The organism is Actinomycetospora chiangmaiensis DSM 45062 (assembly GCF_000379625.1).
Taxonomy (GTDB): Bacteria; Actinomycetota; Actinomycetes; order Mycobacteriales; family Pseudonocardiaceae; genus Actinomycetospora; species Actinomycetospora chiangmaiensis.
Genome location: NZ_KB903225.1, coordinates 16022 through 34356 on the forward strand (window position 1 = coordinate 16022; position 18335 = coordinate 34356).

Here is an 18335-nt window from a genome sequence, read left to right on the forward strand (position 1 = left end):
CGCACGAGGCATCCCCGCCGGTGCGCGGAGACGACAGGCTGACGCGGGGACGTGGGCGCTACACCGCCGACCTGCACGTCGACGGGTGCCTCGAGGCCGCGTTCGTCCGCAGCCCGGTCCCGCACGCGGACCTGCTCGGGATCGACACGACCGCCGCCCGGGACATGCCGGGCGTCGCGGCGGTCCTCACCGCCGACGACCTCACCGACGTCGGCGACGTCCCCACCATGTTCGGCACCGACGACTCCCCGCCGTGGCGCCCGCTAGCCGCCGACCGGGTGCGGCACGAGGGCGAGGCGGTCGCGATGGTGGTCGCCGACGACCGGTACCGCGCCGAGGACGCCGCCGCCGCGGTCCGCCTCGACCTCCGCCGCCGCCCCGGCCACGCCGCGCCCGGCCGCGCGGGGCGCACCGACCGCCTCTACCCGGACCACGACGACCTCGCCCTCGAGAAGGAGTTCGGCCCGCCGGTCGCCGACGCGACCTGGACGAACGCCCACATCGTCATCGACTCCCGCTACCGCCAGCAGCTCCTCGCGCCCACCTCGCTCGAGGCGCGCGCGATCCTCGTGGAGCCCGGCGCCTTACTCACCGTCCACTGCTCCCACCAGTACCCCCACGGCCTGCGCACCGGGATCGCGGGCGCCTTCGGGCTCGCCGAGGACGACGTGCGGGTGATCGTCCCCGACGCCGGCGGCGCCTTCGGGTCGAAGAGCCCGACCTACCCCGAGTACCTCGCCGTCGTCGCGGCGGCGCGGCGACTGCAGCGGCCCGTCCGCTGGATCGAGGACCGGACGGAGGCGCTCACGTCGGCGAGCCGCGGTCGCGGCCAGGACCAGCACGTCCGCCTCGCGGCCGACGCCGACGGGCGCATCCTCGCGATCGACCTGCAGGTCGACGCCGACATCGGCGCCCACCCGCTCGGGGCGGCCCTCCCCGGCCAGACCGCCCTCGCCGCGTCCGAGGCGTACGCCGTCGGAGAGGTGCACGCGACGTTCCGCTCCTGGTTCACGACGACGGCTCCCACCTACGCCTACCGCGGGGCCGGTCGGCCGGAGGCGGCCTACGCGGTCGAGCGGGCGGTCGACGAGCTGGCCGCGGCGCTGCACCTGGACCCCGCCGAGCTGCGGCGCCGGAACTTCGTCCGCGAGTTCCCCTACGACACCCCGACCGGCCGCCGCTACGACAGCGGGGACTACGCCGCCTGCCTCGACCGGTGCCTCGAGCTGCTCGAACCCGACCGGTGGCGCGGCGCCCGGGAGCGGCCGACCGGTGTCGGCATCGCCTGCTACGTCGAGCGCAGCGGCGGCGAGCCCGGGATCCTCGAGGAGTACGGGTCCGTCACCGTGGACCCGTCGGGCTTCACCGCCCGGGTCGGCACCTCGTCGACCGGCCAGCCCCACCACACCGTGTTCGCGCAGCTCGTCGCCGACCGGCTCGGCGTCCCCGCCGACACCGTGGACCTCGTCGAGGGCGACACCGGCGAGGTCCCCGAGGGTCACGGCACGTTCGCCAGCCGCAGCACGCAGATGGGCGGGGCCGCTCTCGCGGGGGCGGCCGACGCCCTGGTCGACGAGGCCCGTGCGCAGGCCGCGGACCGCTGGGGCCTCACCGCCGACGACGTCGCCTGGGACAAGGGCGTGCTCCGCGCCGGCACCCGCGAGCTGCCGGTGGCCGAGCTCGCGCCGCTGCACGCCGAGCACCGCTTCACCTCCCCGCCCGCGTTCCCGTACGGCAGCTACGGGGCCGTCGTCGAGATCGACCCGGAGCTCGGCGCCGTGCACCTGCTGCGGCTGGTCGCCGTCGACGACTACGGCACGGTCCTCGACCACACCGCCACGCACGGCCAGACCCTCGGCTCGATCGCGCAGGGCCTCGGGCAGGTGCTCATCGAGGGCGTCGTGCTCGACGACGAGGGCGCGACGGTCATGCCCGACGGCCTCCTCGACTACCTGCTGCCCACGGCCGCCGAGATGCCGCGCGACCTGCGCGTCGACGAGACCGCGGTGCCCGCGCCCGACAACCCGTTGGGCGTCAAGGGCGCCGGCGAGGCGGGCTGCATCGGCGTGCCCCCCGCCGTCGTGAACGCAGTCGCGGACGCGATCCGGCCGCTCGGTGGCGACCCCGCCCGACTTCGGATGCCGCTGACGCCGCAGGTGGTCTGGGAGGCGCTCGGGGGCGAGCGCAGCGACGGGGAGGGACGCGGGTGAAGCCGGCGCCGTTCGAGTACGCCACCCCGACGACGCTCGACGAGGCGATCGCGCTGCTCGCCACCCCCGGCGCGCGCGTGATCGCGGGCGGGCAGAGCCTCCTGCAGGACCTCCGGTGGCGCCGGACGTCGGCGTCGGTGCTGGTCGATCTCGCACGGATCGACGAGCTCCGGGGCGTGCACGACGACGGCGCCCGGGTGCGGATCGGCGCGCGGGTGCGCCACGTCGACCTGGAGCGCGGGGCGGTCGGTGGGCCGCTCGGCCGGCTGCTCGCCGCGACCGCCGGTTGGATCGCGCACCCGCCGGTGCGCAGCCGCGGGACGATGGTCGGGAGCCTGTGCTTCGCGCACCCGTCGTCGGAGTGGTGCGGGCTGGCCGCCGGGCTCGACGCGGCGGTGGAGCTCGTCTCCGTGCGCGGCCGCCGCGAGGTCCCGGTCGCGGAGTTCCTGCGCGACTCCTTCGCCACCACCGCCGCCGCCGACGAGCTCGCGACCGCCGTCCTCGTCCCGACCCTCCCCGACGGCACCCGCGTCGGGGTCGTGGAGTCCCGCCGCACGCACGCCAGCTACGCCCACGTCGCCGCCGTCGCCGCCCGCGTTCCCGACGGCGGGTCGCGGCTCGGCCTGGCGGGCGCCGCGCCGACCGGCACCCGGGCGCACGCCGCCGAGGCCGCGCTCGCCCGGGGCGAGGACCCCGGCGCCGCCGCGGCGGAGCACGACGCCGACCCGCGCGAGCACCCGCACGCGTCGATCCCCTACACCCGGCACGTCGCGGGCGTGCTCGTCCGCCGCGCGCTGCAGGAGGCCGCCTGATGGAACTCGACGTCAACGGCGCGCGCCACGAGGTGACCGCCGAACCGCGCCGCGCCCTCGCCGACGTGCTCCGCGACGACCTCGGCCTGACCGGCACCCACCTGGGCTGCGAGCACGGCGTGTGCGGCACGTGCACGGTGCTGCTCGACGGCGAGCCGGTGCGCTCGTGCCTGGTGCTCGCGGTGCAGGCGGTGGGTCACGAGGTCCGCACCGTCGAGGGCCTCGCCGAGGACGACCCGCTGCCGGGCGCGTTCGCCGAGCACCACGCGCTGCAGTGCGGGTTCTGCACGCCGGGCTTCCTCATGCTGCTCCGCGGCGCCCTCGACGAGGACCCGACCGTGGTCGACGACGACGGGCGCCTCGACGCCCTGCTCGCCTCGAACCTGTGCCGCTGCACCGGCTACGAGGGCATCCGGAACGCCGCGAAGGTGGCTGCGCCTCGTGAGCACTAAGTGGGGCTATAGCCCCTCTTAGTGCTCACCTGCGGAGCCCGTCCACCAGCACGGCGGCCATCCGGCGGGCGTGGTCGGGGCCCACGCCGTCCGCGGGCAGGCAGAGGTGGGCGACCGCGTGCAGCAGGTCGGTCGCCGACACGTCGTCACGCACCTCGCCCGCCGCGACGGCGGCGTCCAGCAGCGTCGTCAGCGCAGGACGGAAGCGGGCGTCGAAGTAGGCGGGCAGGGCGTCGAAGGCGGGATCGCCCGAGTGCAGGGCCGCTGCGAGTCCGCGCTTGGTCGCGAGGAAGTCGACGAAGCGCGCGAGCCACCGGTCGAGCGCCTCCGCCGGCCCGTACGCGGCTGCGAGCGGCGGGGCCGCGTCCGCGCACGCGTCGACCTGGTGGCGGAACACCGCCGCGACCAGGTCGGACCGCTTCGGGTAGTGCCGGTACACGGTGCCCACCCCGACCCCGGCCCGGGCCGCCACGTCGCGCACCGGGGCGTCCACCCCCGCCGTCGCGAAGACCTCGGTCGCGGCCTCGAGCAGCGCGTCGGAGTTGCGCCGCGCGTCGGCCCGGACCCGTCGTGGGGTCGACACGGCACCCTCCCCTTGCAAGCGGAACCACGTTCCGTCTAGTGTTCCGGAAGCACGTTCCGCTTCCGCGGAGACTAGCCCAGGAGGAACCCGTGCACTACCGCACGCTCGGCCGGACCGGTATCCAGGTCAGCCCCTACTGCCTCGGCGCGATGATGTTCGGCGCCATGGGCAATCCGGACCACGACGAGTCGATCCGGATCATCCACCGCGCGCTCGACGCCGGGATCAACGTCGTGGACACGGCGGACATGTACTCGCAGGGCGAGTCCGAGGAGATCGTCGGGAAGGCGCTGGGCCAGCTCCCGCCCACCCGCCGCGACGACGTCGTGCTCGCGACGAAGGCCTTCAACCCGATGGGCGACGACCCGAACATGCGCGGCAGCTCCCGCCGCTGGCTGGTCCGCGCCGTGGAGGACTCGCTGCGCCGCCTCGGCACCGACCACATCGACCTCTTCCAGGTCCACCGCCCCGACCCGGACACCGACGTCGAGGAGACGCTCTCGGCCCTGTCGGACCTCGTCCACAGCGGCAAGGTGCGCGCCATCGGCTCGTCGACCTTCCCAGCCGCGCAGATCGTCGAGGCGCAGTGGGTCGCCGAGCGACGGAACCTGGAGCGCTTCCGCACCGAGCAGCCGCCGTACTCGATCCTCGACCGCGGGATCGAGCGCGACGTGCTGCCGGCGATCGAGCGCTACGGCATGGGCGCCCTGGTGTGGAGCCCGCTGTCCGGCGGCATGCTCACCGGCCGCTACCGCAAGGGCCAGGAACCGGACACCCGGCGGGCGCAGTACGGCTTCGCGCACATGCGCGACGAGCGCCGCCTCGACGCCGTCGAGGAGCTGCTCGCCCTCGCCGACAAGGCGGGCCTGTCGCTCACCCACCTCGCGATGGCCTTCGTGGTCGCGCACCCGGGCGTCACCAGCGCGATCATCGGCCCGCGCACGATGGCCCACCTCGACGACGTCCTCGCGGGGGCCGAGGTCTCCCTCGACGACGAGGTCCTCGACCGGATCGACGAGATCGTGCCCCCGGGCACGGACGTCAGCCCGCTGCCGCACGCCTACGGGACGCCGGCCCTCGCGCAGCCCCGGCTCCGCCGGCGCCCGGACGCCGAGCGGGCGGCCGCCTGACGTCCGGGGACCCGACCGGTCACGCCACGGGCTGCAGCACCACGTCGAACTCCGCCCGGCGGAAGGGGTTCGGCAGCCCGAGGCGGGCGGCGGTGTCCGCGTCGTCCACGGGGGCGAAGTCGCGCACCAGCGCCTGCTTCACGGCGAACACGGCGTCCGAGTCGAGGTACGGGCTGCCGGCGACGAACACGTGCGTGGTCACCGGCACGTAGCCCTCGGCCTGCACGATGAAGTGCACGTGCGCCGGGCGGTACGGGTGGCGCCTCGTCGCCGTCAGCAGCTGCCCGACCGGACCGTCGGTCGGGATCGGGTAGTGCGCCGGGACGATGCTGCGGAAGTGGTAGCGGCCGTCGTCGTCGGCGGTGAACAGTCCCCGCCCGTTGCCGAGTGGCTGGGCGTCGGGCACCTGGACGTCGTAGAAGCCCTTCTCGTCGGCCTGCCAGACGTCGAGCTGCGCCCCCGGGACCGGCGTGCCGTCGGGCGCCGTGACCCGGCCGGTGATCAGGCACGGCTCGCCGCCGTCGACCAGCGAGATCGTGTCCCCGAGCGCCCGCTCGGGGCTCGCCACCACGTGGAACGGCCCGAGCACCGTCGAGGAGGTGGCGTCGAGCCCCTCCCCCGTCGCTGCGCTCGCCCCGCCCGCCTGCCGGGAGGCCTCCATCGTCTCGACCAGCATCGACGCCCCGAGCACGTCGGAGAACAGGATGAACTCCTGCCGGTGCTCGTCGCACTTCTGCCCGATCGCGGTGAGGAAGTCGATCGCCGCCTCCCACTCCGCGAGCGAGGGCCGGGCGTCGCGCAGGAACCCGTGCAGGTGGGTCACGAGGCTCGTCATGACCTCGCGGAGCCGGGGGTCCGGGGTGTCGGCGAAGCTCGCGACGACGGCGTCGACCGAGTCGGTCTCACTGAAGTCCACGTCAGCTCCCCAGGATTCGGCGCAGCGTCGCGGTGAGGGTCCCCGCGGGGTCGTCGGGCAGCGCGGCGAACCGCGCCGCGACGTGGTGGTCGGGGCGCACCAGCAGGCCGCCCGAGTCGCCGATCCCCTCGGCCTCGAGCAGCCGCGCCCAGTCGCCGTAGGGGTCCTCGACCTCGTGACCGGGCCCGACGACGACCACGCGGACCTGTTCCGAGGCCGGCCACGCCTCCCCGCCCGGCCCGGTGAACAGCGTGAAGCGCCCGTGGCCCGCGAGGTCGATCGTGGAGACGTCGCCGCCCCGCGCCGCGAGCCATGCGTGCGGCACGCGGGCGCCCGGCGTCGTCGTCGCGACGTAGGTGAGCTCCGGGTCCTCCACCGTGCGCAGCGGGTCCGCGGCGAGGTCGTCCGCGACGACGGCCGAGGAGACGTAGCGCTGGTTCAGTTCGACGCCGTGCGCATCGAACTCGTAGGCCTTGAACGCGATCGCCTCGCGCAGCGCGCGGCGCTGCTTCTCGGCGCCGGGTTCGCGACGACGGGCCATGTTCTGACGCATCACCGCGGGGTCGTCGGTGCCGCTCACGCCGAGCGCGTCGAAGATGCGACCGGTCTCCCCGATGGACTGGTTGGCCCGGTCGACGACCTGGCGGCCGATCGGCGCCCGCTCGTCGCTGTAGGAGTCGAGCAGCGACTCATCGGCCCAGCCGCGCAGGACGTAGGCGAGCTTCCACGCGAGGTTGAACGAGTCCTGCATCGAGGTGTTCGAGCCGAGCCCGTTCGACGGCGGGTGCCGGTGCACCGCGTCGCCGCCGCAGAACACGCGCCCGGAGCCGTAGTGCTCGGCGGCCATGTGGTTGACGGTCCACGCCGAGCTGCCGACGATCTCGACCTCGAGGTCGTCGACGCCGACGAGCTCGCGCACCACGCCGCGGGTGTACTCGTCGGAGAGCTCGGGCGGGCCCTCCGCCGCGTCGTAGCCCCAGACGATCAGCCACTCGTTCCAGGGTCGGACCATCCGCACCAGGCCCATGCCGATGCCGCCGACGTCGGAGCCGGGCTGCAGCACCCAGTAGAGGACGCTCGGCCGGTGCGCGACCCACGGCGAGAGGTCGGCGCGGAAGACGATGTTGAGCGACCCCGCCACGCCCATCTCGCCGCGCATCGGCAGCCCGGCGTCCTCCGCGACCCGCGAGCGCCCGCCGTCCGCGCCGTAGAGGTACTTCGCCCGGATCTCGTACTCGTCGCCCCGCAGGCGGTCCCGGACGGTGACCGTCACCCCGTCGTCGTCGACCGCATGCGACAGGTACTCGGTGGAGAACCGGATCCGCGAGCCCTGCGCCTGCGCCGCCGACGCGAGCATCGGCTCCATGAGGTTCTGCGGCATGTCGCAGGTGCGGGCCGGGCTGGCGAGCTCGTGGGCCGCGCGGCTGCGCGGGTCGGTGCCCCACGAGCGCACCCGGCCGAGCTCCTCGCCCGCCAGCGAGGTGCAGAACGTCGTCGTGCCCATGACGTGCTGCGGCGCGGCCAGCGCCTCGACCTCGTGCGCCACCCCGAGGTCGCGCAGGACCTCCATCGTGCGCTGGTTCGTGATGTGCGCGCGGGGCTCCGCGGCCAGCGTCTCGTAGCGGGTGACCACGATGTGGTCCACGCCCAGCCGGGCGAGTGCGAGCGCCATCGACGCCCCCGCCGGACCGCTCCCTACGACGACGACGTCGGTGGTCACCATGGACCGGAATCCTGCGACGTCCCGACGTCGGGCCGCAAGAGTCTCGTTGAAGATTCTATGACCGGCGCGGTGAGCGTCGCTGGAAGTCCTGCGCGATCTCGTCGAAGGTCAGCCAGCGCACGCCCTCGTGGCCCGAGATGTACTCGATGAGCCGCTCGTGCGCGAGCAGGACCTGCGGCCGCCCCGAGACGTCCGGGTGGATCGTCATGGTGAAGACCGCGTAGTCCATCTCGCGGTAGACCCAGTCGAACTGGTCGCGCCACAGCTGCTCGATGTCGCGCGGGTTGACGAAGCCGTGCGAGTTCGGGCTGCCCTTGATGAACATCATCGGCGGCAGGTCGTCGAGGTACCAGTTCGCGGGGAGCTCGACCAGGTCGGTCTCCTCGCCGCGCACCAGCGGCTTCATCCAGTCCGCCGCCTCCCGCTCCAGGTCGATCCTCGTCCAGGAGTCGCCGACGCGGACGTAGTAGGGCGTGAAGTCGTCGTGCATGAGCGAGTGGTCGTAGCGCAGCCCGCGGTCGAGCACGAGCTCGTTGGTGATCTCGGAGAACTCCCACCAGGGCGCGACGTAGCCGGTGGGCCGCGTGCCGGAGCGGGTCTCGATCAGCGAGATGCAGTGGTCGAGGACGTCGGACTCCTGCTGCCGCGACATCGCGATCGGGTTCTCGTGGCTGTAGCCGTGCACCCCGATCTCGTGGCCCGCCGCGACGCAGGCGTCGAACTGCTCCGGGAACGTCTCGATGGAGTGCCCCGGCCAGAAGAACGTCTGCCGCAGCCCGTACCGGCGGAACAGCTCGAGCACCCGCGGCACCCCGACGTCGCCGGCGAACAGCCCGCGGGAGATGTCCCCGGGCGAGTTCTCGCCGCCGTAGGAGCCGAGCCACCCCCCGACCGCATCGATGTCGACTCCGTAACTGACCAGGATCTCCTTCGCCATGCGCGGAGGAGTTCCCGGTCAGCGCACCCAGGTATCCGTGCGCGCGAGGTTCGCGGACAGCCGGGTCACCGGGAACGACCGGGCCGAGCGCTTGAGCTCGGCGAACCCCGGCCAGCGCCCCAGCTTCTCGACGGCGTCGTAGAGGTCCTCGGCCTCCTCGCCCGACGGCGGCTCGTCGATGACCGGGCCGAACAGCGCGGTCTTGCCGTCGAACGACAGGACCGGCGTCCCGACGCCGCCACCGCACCGGTCGACGGCCTCGAACGTCTCGTCGCGCAGCGCCGCGTCACGCGACGTGTCCGCGGCGACGTCGGCGAGGGAGACGGGCAGGCCGCACTCCCGGAGCGCCGGGGTGAGGTCCCGCTTCCGCGCCATCTCGTGCATGACGGCCTCGAAGGTGCCCTCGACCGGGTCGGCGTCCCACACCAGCTCGCCGAGCGCGGTGTAGAGGTCGCCGACGACCTCCGAGCCGTGCGCCTGACGGGCTGCATGGACCACCCGGAGCATCTCCAGCCCCCGCACGTGGGAGTCCGGGTACTCCGGCGATGCCTTCTTCCGCTCCTCGTACGAGATCTCCTCGTTGAGCAGCGCCAGCGAGAGCGGGCGCCACTCGACGCGCAGGGCGCGCTGCGACTGCACCTCCACCACCCAGCGGGAGGTCACCCAGCAGAACGGGCAGATCGGGTCGAAGAAGAATTCCAGGTCCGGCACGGCCTCCTGGCTACCCGATCTTCCCGCGGAAATCCCGCCGCTGGGACGCCGACGACGTGCGCCGACGGGCCGTTCGCAGCGGCTACGTGCGCGGGAGTGCCGTGCGCCCGGGGTCCGCAGACCGCCCCGCCCGGAAGCCCAGCACCACGATCACCAGCACCTCCGCGAGCGACAGGACCCGCTCGATCAGCCCCAGCGGCACGGCCTGGTACCAGGGTGTGGCGAGGAGCGGGGCCAGCGCGATCGCCCCGACGATCGGCAGGAACGACGCCCACGCGAGCACCGAGAGGGCCGCCACCGTGCGGGCCCACCGTTCCCCCCGGTGGCCCCGGGCCGTCAGCAGCCCGGCCGCGGGGAGCGCGACGAACGCCGCGAGGCTGGCGTCGCGGTGGACGGTCCCGGAGAGACTCGGCCCGACCGACCAGTTCGTCTTCTCGAACACGACGACCAGCACGAGCCCGACGCACCAGACGCCGACCAGGACCACGGCCGACGTCGGGACGAGCCCGCGGGCCAGCAGACCGGCCACCACCGCGATCGTCGCGGCGACCAGCCCCAGCACGGCGACGTCGAACAGCCACCCGCCGGGTCCGACGGCGTACTCGCTGATGGTGCGCCGCACCGGGTCGTGCCGCGACCAGGGTTCGAGGACGTGCATCAGCCCGACGACGGCCACGACGGCGAGGGCTCCGACCGCGCCGACGCGTCCGAGGGCGACCGGCCGGACCCGGGTCGCGGAGATCGTCACCGGACCAGGATGACCCGTGAGGCCGTCAGTCCACCGTCAGGCGCAGCACCACGCGCTCGCGCGGCGGGCCGCCCCGCCGGAAGGCGCGCTCGGCGGCCTGGAGCAGGCGGATTCCGCCGAACTCCCAGCCGTACTTGGCCCTGAGCAGGTTCTCCGCGTCGTCGACCGCGCCGTCGGCGTCGTCCACGACGGCCGTCGCCCGCACCGTGGGGGTGCCCGGGGCGACGCGACCGCGACGGTCGCAGGCCCGGAGCTCGACCTGCTGGTCGTGGCGGAGCCGTTTGACCTTGCCGCTCTCGGCGGTGGTGTAGACGACGAGCCCGTCACCGTCGCGAGCCACCCAGACCGGCGTCGCCACCGGGTCACCGGAGCGGCGGAAGGTCGTGAGGGACACGAAGCGCTGATCGCCGAGCGTCACGAGCGAGGCAGTCACGAGTCCAGGCTTACCCGCGTCCCGGACGGGATCGATCCAGCCCGGGGCCAGGTCACAGCGCGACGCCGCTCACACCGTCCACCCGTGTCGCAGGAGGTCGAAGACCGCGTCGACCTGCGGCGGGTCCGACCCGATCGTCGCGACGACCACGTGCGCCAACGCCCGCGCGCGCGGATCGGCCGGTTCCAGCCCGGCGTCGTCCGCGACCGCCGCCGCCAGCGACGACTCGTAGCCCTCCCACATGCGCCGCGAGTACGCCAGCAACGACGGCGCCGCCCCGACCATCGCGACGAAGCCCTCGTACCCCGGCTCGGCCCGCCGGTCGGCCGCCGACCGGGCAAAGCGCTGCAGCGCGGTGAGCACGTCGACGTCGTCGGGGCGCCCCCGGACGGCGCCGAGCAGCCGGGCCTCCCGCTCGGCCTCCTCGTCGAAGACCAGCGACTCCTTGCTCGGGAAGTGGTTGAAGAGCGTCGTCAGCGAGACGTCCGCGGCGTCGGCCACCTCCTTCACCGTCACCGCGTCGAACCCGCGCTCCAGGAACAGCGCGAGCGCGGCGTCCGCGATGGCGGCGCGCGTCGCCGCCTTCTTCCGTTCCCGGCGGCCCGGAGGTGAGGTCACGGGAGCATCGTAGCCGCACCGCAAGTTGAGCCGCTTCACTTTCGTACTCACTGCGCCTACTGTTCGACGGCATGACCACCCTCGCCGTCATCGGCGCCGGCCCCGCCGGCCTCACGCTCGCCCGCGTCGTGCAGCGTCTCGACGCCCCCTTCGACGTCGTCGTCCTCGACCGCGACCGCGGGCCCGACGACCGCCCGCAGGGCGGCACCCTCGACATGCACGTCGGGTCCGGCCAGACCGCGCTCGAGCGCGCCGGTCTGCTCGACGTCTTCCACGCCGTCGCCCGTCCCGAGGGTCAGGACATGCGCCTGCTCGCCCACACCGGCGAGGCGCTGGTCGAGCTCGTCGCGGCCCCGGACGACACCGCCAACCCGGAGATCGACCGTGGTGACCTGCGGGCCCTCCTGCTCGACTCGCTGCGTCCCGGCACGGTGCGGTGGAACGCGCGGCTCGACCGCGTGGACGGGGACCTCGTGCTCGACGACGGGTCGCGGCTGGCCGCCGACGTCGTGGTCGGGGCGGACGGCGCCTGGTCGCGGGTCCGGCCGCTGCTCTCCCCCGCGCAGCCCGCCTACTCGGGGGTCACGTTCGTCGAGTTCCGCCTGCCCGGGATCGACGTCCGCCGTCCGGACCTCGCCGCGCTCGTCGGCCGCGGCTCGATGTCGGCCCCGTACGCGAACCGGTCGCTCATCGCCCAGCGCAACGCCCGGGGCGTCGTCCGCGGGTACGCCGCCCTGCGCTGCCCGCTCGGCACCCCGGGACTCGACGACCGCACGACGCTGCTGGCGCACTTCGCCGACTACGACGACGCGCTCACCGACCTCGTCCGCGCCGCCGACGACGGGTTCGTCGTGCGCCCGATCATGGCGCTGGACGTGCCGCACGTCTGGGAGCACGTCCCCGGGGTCACGCTGCTCGGCGACGCCGCCCACCTGATGAGCCCGTTCTCGGGCCTGGGCGCGAACCTCGCGATGCTCGACGGATCCGACCTCGCCCTGGCCCTCGTCGAGCACGGACCGGAGGGGATCGCCGCGTACGAGGACCTGATGTTCCCGCGCAGCGAGGTGGCCGCCCGCGGTGCGGCCGAGGGCATCGCGAACGCCATCGCCCCCGACGCGCCGGCCCACAGCCTGCGGCACCTGGCGCGCCTGCAGGAGGCGTGAGCCGTCACGGGAACGACACACCGCGGTCACACGACCGGTTCCGCCCGCCGCGCCCGGTGCGGCACGCTCGGCGGGCATGACACCCCGGGCGGACGGCACCGACGGCACGCGGCCCCGGGTGGTGATCGTCGGCAGCGGGTTCGCCGGCTACCACACCGCGAAGTCCCTGGCCCGCCGCACGCGCGGCGAGATCGACATCGTCGTCGTCAGCCCCACCAACTACTTCCTCTACCTGCCGCTGCTCCCCGAGGTCGCGGGCGGCATCCTCGAACCCCGCCGGATCGCGGTCGCGCTCTCCGACACCCTGCCGTCGTGCGTGCGCCACGCCCCGGGCGAGGTCGACGCGATCGACCTCGAGGCCCGCGAGATCGGCTGGCTCGACCCGGAGGGCGTCGCGCACCGCACGGGCTACGACCGGCTGGTGCTCGCCGCGGGCAGCGTGCACAAGGTGATGCCGGTGCCCGGCGTCAGCGAGTACGCGGTCGGCTTCCGGGGCGTCCCGGAGGCGTTCTACCTGCGTGACCACCTCGTGCGGCAGATCGACCTGGCGGCGATGAGCGACGACCCCGCCGAGGTCGCCGCGCGGTGCACCTTCGTCGTGGTGGGCGCCGGGTACACGGGGACCGAGCTCGCCGCGCAGGGTCAGCTGTTCACCCGCGCCCTGGCGCGCAGCCGCGGCCTCGACCCGGACACCATGCGATGGGTGCTCGTGAGCCGCGGCCGCGTCCTCGCCGGGCTCGACGAGCACCTCTCCCGCACCGCCGACGCCGTGCTGCGCCGCCGCGGGGTCGAGGTGCACACGGACACGACGATGGACGAGGCCGCCGAGGACGGCGTGCTGCTGTCGACGGGTGAGCGCATCCCGACCCGCACGCTGCTGTGGTGCGTCGGCGTCCGGGTCGACCCGTTGATCGAGGACCTCCCCATCGAGATCGACGACGGGCGGGTCGTGGTGGAGCCGACGCTGCAGGTGCCGGGCCGCCCCGAGCTCTACGCGTGCGGTGACGCGGCCGCGGTCCCCGACCCGAGCCGCCCCGGGGAGGCCACCCCGATGACCGCGCAGCACGCCGTGCGCCAGGGCACGCTGGCCGGCCGCAACATCGCCGCGTCCCTCGGGTACGGCACGGTGCGGCCCTACCGTCACCGCGACCTGGGCTTCGTCGTCGACCTGGGCGGGCTGCAGGCCGCGGCGGCACCCCTGAACATCCCGCTGACCGGACTGCCCGCGAAGGTGGTGGCCCGCGGCTACCACCTCGCCGCGATGCCCGGCAACCGGCTCCGCACGGCGGTCGACTGGGTCATCGAGGCCGTCCAGCCCCGCCAGAGCGCCCAGCTCGGGCTCGTCCGTTCGCCGGCGATCCCGCTCGACACGGCGTCCCCCGAGGTACCGCAGCACCACCTCGGCTTCCCCCACGCGACCCCCCGGTCGTGACCGGGCCCGGACCGACCCGACCCGTCGTCGGGAAGGGGACGAGAACCGCCCGTAATACGGGCACCAGGGACCCCGGGTCCCGCACTCCGCGAATGATCGCGCACCGTCGATCGACTTCTCCGGCCATTTCCGGGGTGATGGACCCACCGCCGCTTCACCGCTGTGAGCTGGGCGTTCACCCGGTCGTGGCGGAACGGACAAGACCGTCCGCCCGGTTTCGAGAAAGGCGACGATTCGTGATAGGGGCGCCTTGTTGTGGACCTCCGGAGCGATTAACGTGACGCGCGTAGCCGGGCAGCAACGTCTCCCCCCGACGAAATCCGGGTCACCCCCCCCAGACCCGGAGGTGTGCTGCCCGGCTACGAACGTCCCCTCGGATCGTGGCCCGGTCGATCAGCCGCCCGTCGTGGTATCCACGATGATGGATGCCCCGGGCGTCGGCGCCCCGTCGCCGGCCCGGGCAGCCTCCCCGCCAGTCCCCGATCCGACGAGGTGCAGCTCATGGCTCTCATGCGTCGCGTGGCCGCGCTCGGTGCCGCCGTGGCCGCGGCCCGCCAGTACGCCCGCCAGAATCCCGAGAAGGTCAACCGCTACGCCGACCAGGCGGCCGCCTTCATCGACCAGCGCACGAACGGCAAGTTCCGCCGCCAGATCGACGGTGCGCTCCGGCAGGTGCGCAAGGAGACCAGCGTCCCCGGCCGGACGGTCCCCGGGCCGAGCCAGGCCGGCCAGTACGGGCCGCAGCAGTTCCGTCACGACCCCTACCAGAGCGGCACGCAGCGCTACCCGAGCGAGCGCACCGACCGCTGACGCCGCAATTCCCGGCCCGCCGCGTCCGGGCCGGTTAGCGTGCCGGGCATGCAGCCGGCCGACATCGCCCGACTCGTCTCCCCCGGCGACCCGCGGGTCTCCCCCGACGGGCGTCGGGTCGCACTCGTCGTCAGCCGGGTCGACCTCGACGCCGACCGCTACCGCACCTCGCTGTGGATCGCTCCGGTCGACGGCCGGCCCCGGCCGCTGACCACCGGCGACGGCGACGCGAACCCCCGCTGGTCGCCCGACGGCACCCGGATCGCGTTCACGCGCTCCACCCCGGGCCCCGGCGGCCGGCACCAGCTGCTCGTGCTGCCCGTCGACGGCCCCGGCGAGGCCGTGACGCTCGTTGACCGCGGTGCCCCGATCGGCGAGCCCGCGTGGTCGCCCGACGGGTCCGCGATCGCCTTCACCTCCCGGGAGCCGCGGCCGGACGCACCCCCGTTCACCGTCGTCGGGACCCCCGACCGGACGACCGTGCCCCGCCGCATCGACCGGCTGCTGCCGAAGCTCGACGGCGAGGGCTGGATCGTCGACCGGCCGCGCGCGGTGTTCGTGGTCGCGACCGACACGCCCGCGGCCGCGCAGCTCCTCGCGCACCACCGCTACGACATCAGTGGGCCGGCGTGGTCGCCGGACGGCCGCGAGCTCGCCGTGACGACGGTCCGCGACGAGCCCGACGCCGACCTCCGGATGGTCGAGGCGCTGCACGCCGTCGACGTCGCGTCCGGCGAGCTGCGCCCGCTCACGTCGTCGCCCACCCTCTCGGTCACCCGGCCGGCCTGGGCCCCCGACGGCACCTCGATCGCCGTGCTCACCGAGGACGTCGCCCTGATGCCGTCGTTCGGCCGGGTCGCCCTGGTCCCGACGGCGGGCGGGGAGCCGACGGTGCTCACGGCCGGCCTCGACCGCCAGGCCGCCCCGTTCGTCGGCGGCCGGCCGCCGCTGTGGCACGGCACCGACCTCGTCCTCGCCGTCGAGGACCACGGCACGCAGCCGCTCTACCGCGTGCCGGCCGACGGGTCGAGCGAACCCACGGAGCTCCTCGGCGGCCCACGCGTGATCGTCGGGTACGACGCGGCGGGCGGCACGCTCGCCGTCTTGACGACGGGTCCGACCTCCCGCCCGGAGCTCGCCGTCGTCCGCGACGGGAAGGAGACGACGCTGTCGTCGTTCTCCGCGGCCTTCCACCGCGACCTGCCGCTCGACGCCCCCGAGCACCTCCGCGTGCCGTCGTCCGGCGGGGGCGAGATCGACGCGTGGCTGCTCCGGCCCCGCTCCGCCGCGCTGGCCGGCACCGACGGGCGGCTGCCGCTGCTGCTCTCGGTCCACGGCGGGCCGATGACGCAGTACCCGACGGCCTGGTTCGACGAGTTCGCGATGTGGTCGGGCGCGGGCTACGCCGTCCTCTGGTGCAACCCGCACGGATCGACCGGCGACACCGAGGCCGCGCTGCGCTCCATCCGCACGCCGGAGTCGACGGAGGTCCCGGGGACCGGGTGGGGCGGGGTGGACGCCGACGACGTCCTCGCCGCCCTCGACGCCGCCCTCGCCCACGACACGTCGCTGGACCCCGACCGCGTCGGGATCCTCGGCGGCTCCTACGGCGGGTTCATGACGACGTGGCTGGTCGGCCACTGCGACCGCTTCGCGGCCGCGTGCTCGGAGCGGGCGGCGAACAACCTGCTGTCGTTGGAGTGGGGCGGGTCGGACCTCGCCGGGTACTTCCGCTTCGAGATGGGGGTCGACCACCTCGCGCGCGCGGACGTGTACCGCCGCATGTCCCCGACGTCGTACGTCGAGCACATCCACACCCCGCTGCTGATCCTGCACGCCGACGACGACCTGCGGTGCCCGCCGGACCAGGCCGACCAGCTCTATCTGGCGCTGCGGCTGCTCGGGCGCGAGGTCGAGTACTGGCGGTTCCCGGACGAGGGCCACGAGCTCTCACGCAGCGGCTCGCCGCGACGCCGGGTGCAGCGGGCCGAGATCATCCTCGACTTCTTCGCCCGGCACCTGGCGCCGGGCGTGCCGTAGGAGCCGGTCAGGCGATCGCGCGGACCGGCCCGGTCGACTGAAGGGCGGCCAGTTCGAGCGCGACGGCCCGCTGGACGGCGGCCGAGGTCAGCTGCGCGATGTGGCCGCCCTCGACGACGACGTTGTGCGCGTACGGGTCGTGGCTCGACCGCCACGGCACCGCGCCGTCGGTGCGGCTGTAGATGCTGGTGAACGGCACGGCCGCGGGCCACGGCGCGCGGAGCGTGTCGCGGAAGCCCGCGCAGCAGCGGCCGGCCATGCACCCGAGCCCGAACAGGCCGGGGACGCCGGCGGTGCCCGCGGCGGCCATCCCCCACGCCACGAGCGTCATGGACGGTGTGAGGCCCCAGCGGTCGAAGGGCGTGCCGATGGTGATCAGCTGGGCGACCGACTCCGGAGCCGCCGCGCCCACCGCCCGCCCGAACTGGCCCCCGCGGCTGTGCCCGACGAGGCGGACCGGTTCCCCCGCCTCGTCGGCGATCGTGCGGACCCGCCGGGTCAGCGAGTCGACGGTGCGCTGCGCACAGCCCAGGCCGGCGCCGAGCGTGAAGGGGTGGACGTCGTAGCCGAGGCGGGTGAGCCACCGGCCCATCGGCTCGAGGCACGGCCCCGTCTCGCACATGCCGCCGAGCAGGACGACCGGACCGCGCCCGGGGTCCGTGACCTCCTCGGCCGCCCCGACGGAGCGGTGCCGCAGGCCCGTGACCCCGACGGTCGCCCGTCCCACGTTCGCGAGGCCGAAGCCCACCATCGCGTTCCAGCCCGGGGGGCTCCACCGCATGGGACTCTCCGATCCTCGACGATCCGGGATGAGTTACCCGTGGGTCAGATCACGGGAAACCAGGAGAGCGCCTCGGCGACCAGGCCGTGATCACCCACGTCGTCGCCGTGGACGACCGCGTAGCAGGGCCCGACGTCGAGCCAGGTCCGCGCCCGGGCGGCGAGTTCCCCGGTCACGCCGTAGGCCGCGGTCACCTCACGGGCGACCCGCGGGCCCGCCTGCAGGAGCGGCCAGACCAGGTCCTTCGCCGGGTCGCCGGCCCGGGCGTCGCCCCAGTCGATGACCCCGGAGACGCGTCCGTCGTCGATCAGGACGTGGTCCGCTGACAGGTCACCGTGCACCAGGACGGAGGCGGGTGCATCGCGGATGACCGCGAGGCGTTCTCCGAGCCAGTTTCCCGTCGTGGGCGGCAGGCGCGGCACGACCTCGCTCTCGAAACGGTCGACATGCGCGTCGCGCAGGGCCGACGTGCGCTCCGGCGACGGGAGCCCCCGGCGGACCGCCGCCGCGAGGTCGACGGCGTGCAGCGCCACGAGGAACTCCCCCACCGCGGTGCCGAGCCCGGGCCCGTCGTCGGGACCCGCGGGTCGACCGGGGACCAGCCGGTGCCGCACCGTCAGCGGGGACTCCTTCCCGACGACGGGTCGGGGCACCTCCAGCGGGAGCTGCGGCGCGAGCCACGGCAGCAGCGTCGTCTCCGTCCGCAGCCACGGTTCGACGTCCGGGCGCCTCGCCGTGCGCTCCACCCACTCCCCGTCGACCAGCCACGCGTCGCTGTCCCAGCCGGAGCCCAGGTACTGGCGGGTAGTCACGTCCGCTACTGTCGCGCGGTCCCT

Annotated in this window: 18 protein-coding genes; 8 read left to right on the forward strand and 10 right to left on the reverse strand. The window is 74.5% G+C overall.

Features of this window, described 5'->3' with window-relative positions; translation table 11 throughout:
- Positions 1–20 precede the first annotated feature (20 nt).
- The 3 genes from A3CO_RS0111760 to A3CO_RS0111770 are packed head-to-tail and all read left to right on the forward strand — an operon-like array spanning position 21 to position 3474.
- Complete coding sequence (locus A3CO_RS0111760; RefSeq protein WP_018332445.1) at positions 21–2210, forward strand: xanthine dehydrogenase family protein molybdopterin-binding subunit; 2190 nt, start codon at positions 21–23, stop codon at positions 2208–2210.
- Positions 2207–3022, forward strand: coding sequence for an FAD binding domain-containing protein (locus A3CO_RS0111765; protein ID WP_018332446.1), 816 nt, complete (start codon positions 2207–2209; stop codon positions 3020–3022). The genes A3CO_RS0111760 and A3CO_RS0111765 overlap by 4 nt, the downstream gene beginning before the upstream one ends.
- On the forward strand, positions 3022–3474 hold the full coding sequence (locus A3CO_RS0111770; RefSeq protein ID WP_018332447.1) for a (2Fe-2S)-binding protein: 453 nt from the start codon (positions 3022–3024) through the stop codon (positions 3472–3474). Before A3CO_RS0111765 ends, A3CO_RS0111770 begins: the two co-directional genes overlap by 1 nt.
- Before the next feature lie 25 nt (positions 3475–3499).
- On the opposite strand, the gene A3CO_RS0111775 is transcribed toward A3CO_RS0111770, so the two are convergent.
- Positions 3500–4057: a TetR/AcrR family transcriptional regulator gene (locus A3CO_RS0111775; RefSeq protein WP_018332448.1), complete on the reverse strand. Its 558-nt coding sequence runs from the start codon at positions 4055–4057 to the stop codon at positions 3500–3502.
- An 89-nt stretch (positions 4058–4146) separates the two neighbouring features.
- On the opposite strand from A3CO_RS0111775, the gene A3CO_RS0111780 reads away from it, so the two are divergent.
- Entirely contained in the window at positions 4147–5187 is a 1041-nt protein-coding gene (locus tag A3CO_RS0111780; protein WP_018332449.1) for an aldo/keto reductase, read from the forward strand.
- A 19-nt stretch (positions 5188–5206) separates the two neighbouring features.
- Here the strand turns inward: A3CO_RS0111780 and A3CO_RS0111785 are convergent, their stop codons facing one another.
- The 7 genes from A3CO_RS0111785 to A3CO_RS0111815 all read right to left on the reverse strand — a co-directional run bounded on the left by A3CO_RS0111785 (position 5207) and on the right by A3CO_RS0111815 (position 11273).
- Entirely contained in the window at positions 5207–6103 is an 897-nt protein-coding gene (locus A3CO_RS0111785; protein WP_018332450.1) for a dioxygenase family protein, read from the reverse strand.
- Position 6104: 1 nt separating this feature from the next.
- On the reverse strand, positions 6105–7826 hold the full coding sequence (locus tag A3CO_RS0111790) for an FAD-dependent oxidoreductase (RefSeq protein ID WP_018332451.1): 1722 nt from the start codon (positions 7824–7826) through the stop codon (positions 6105–6107).
- Between the two features lie 55 nt (positions 7827–7881).
- A complete protein-coding gene (locus A3CO_RS0111795) occupies positions 7882–8763 on the reverse strand; it encodes a polysaccharide deacetylase family protein (protein ID WP_018332452.1) in 882 nt (293 codons plus the stop codon).
- 18 nt (positions 8764–8781) lie between these two features.
- Entirely contained in the window at positions 8782–9474 is a 693-nt protein-coding gene (locus A3CO_RS0111800; RefSeq protein ID WP_018332453.1) for a mycothiol-dependent nitroreductase Rv2466c family protein, read from the reverse strand.
- A gap of 82 nt (positions 9475–9556) precedes the next feature.
- Positions 9557–10222: a DUF998 domain-containing protein gene (locus tag A3CO_RS31670; protein ID WP_018332454.1), complete on the reverse strand. Its 666-nt coding sequence runs from the start codon at positions 10220–10222 to the stop codon at positions 9557–9559.
- Between the two features lie 25 nt (positions 10223–10247).
- The gene (locus A3CO_RS0111810; protein ID WP_018332455.1) at positions 10248–10655 is read right to left on the reverse strand and encodes a PPOX class F420-dependent oxidoreductase; all 408 of its coding nucleotides are present in this window, start codon (positions 10653–10655) and stop codon (positions 10248–10250) included.
- 69 nt (positions 10656–10724) lie between these two features.
- Positions 10725–11273, reverse strand: coding sequence for a TetR/AcrR family transcriptional regulator (locus A3CO_RS0111815; protein ID WP_018332456.1), 549 nt, complete (start codon positions 11271–11273; stop codon positions 10725–10727).
- A gap of 71 nt (positions 11274–11344) precedes the next feature.
- Between A3CO_RS0111815 and A3CO_RS0111820 the strand changes: the two genes are divergently transcribed.
- From A3CO_RS0111820 to A3CO_RS0111835, 4 genes are all read left to right on the forward strand, one after another.
- A complete protein-coding gene (locus A3CO_RS0111820) occupies positions 11345–12436 on the forward strand; it encodes an FAD-dependent oxidoreductase (RefSeq protein ID WP_018332457.1) in 1092 nt (363 codons plus the stop codon).
- Positions 12437–12512: 76 nt separating this feature from the next.
- Positions 12513–13868: an NAD(P)/FAD-dependent oxidoreductase gene (locus tag A3CO_RS0111825; protein ID WP_018332458.1), complete on the forward strand. Its 1356-nt coding sequence runs from the start codon at positions 12513–12515 to the stop codon at positions 13866–13868.
- A gap of 501 nt (positions 13869–14369) precedes the next feature.
- Positions 14370–14678, forward strand: a complete 309-nt coding sequence (locus A3CO_RS40210) for an Rv0909 family putative TA system antitoxin (RefSeq protein WP_084681757.1) — start codon at positions 14370–14372, stop codon at positions 14676–14678.
- 48 nt (positions 14679–14726) lie between these two features.
- Positions 14727–16718 carry a S9 family peptidase gene (locus A3CO_RS0111835; protein WP_018332460.1) on the forward strand — a complete coding sequence of 664 codons (1992 nt, stop codon included), beginning with the start codon at positions 14727–14729 and terminating at the stop codon, positions 16716–16718.
- A 7-nt stretch (positions 16719–16725) separates the two neighbouring features.
- Here the strand turns inward: A3CO_RS0111835 and A3CO_RS0111840 are convergent, their stop codons facing one another.
- Together A3CO_RS0111840 and A3CO_RS0111845 are read right to left on the reverse strand one after the other, a co-directional pair.
- Complete coding sequence (locus A3CO_RS0111840; RefSeq protein WP_018332461.1) at positions 16726–17499, reverse strand: esterase/lipase family protein; 774 nt, start codon at positions 17497–17499, stop codon at positions 16726–16728.
- Positions 17500–17543: 44 nt separating this feature from the next.
- The gene (locus tag A3CO_RS0111845; RefSeq protein WP_018332462.1) at positions 17544–18311 is read right to left on the reverse strand and encodes a phosphotransferase; all 768 of its coding nucleotides are present in this window, start codon (positions 18309–18311) and stop codon (positions 17544–17546) included.
- Between the last annotated feature and the right edge of the window lie 24 nt (positions 18312–18335).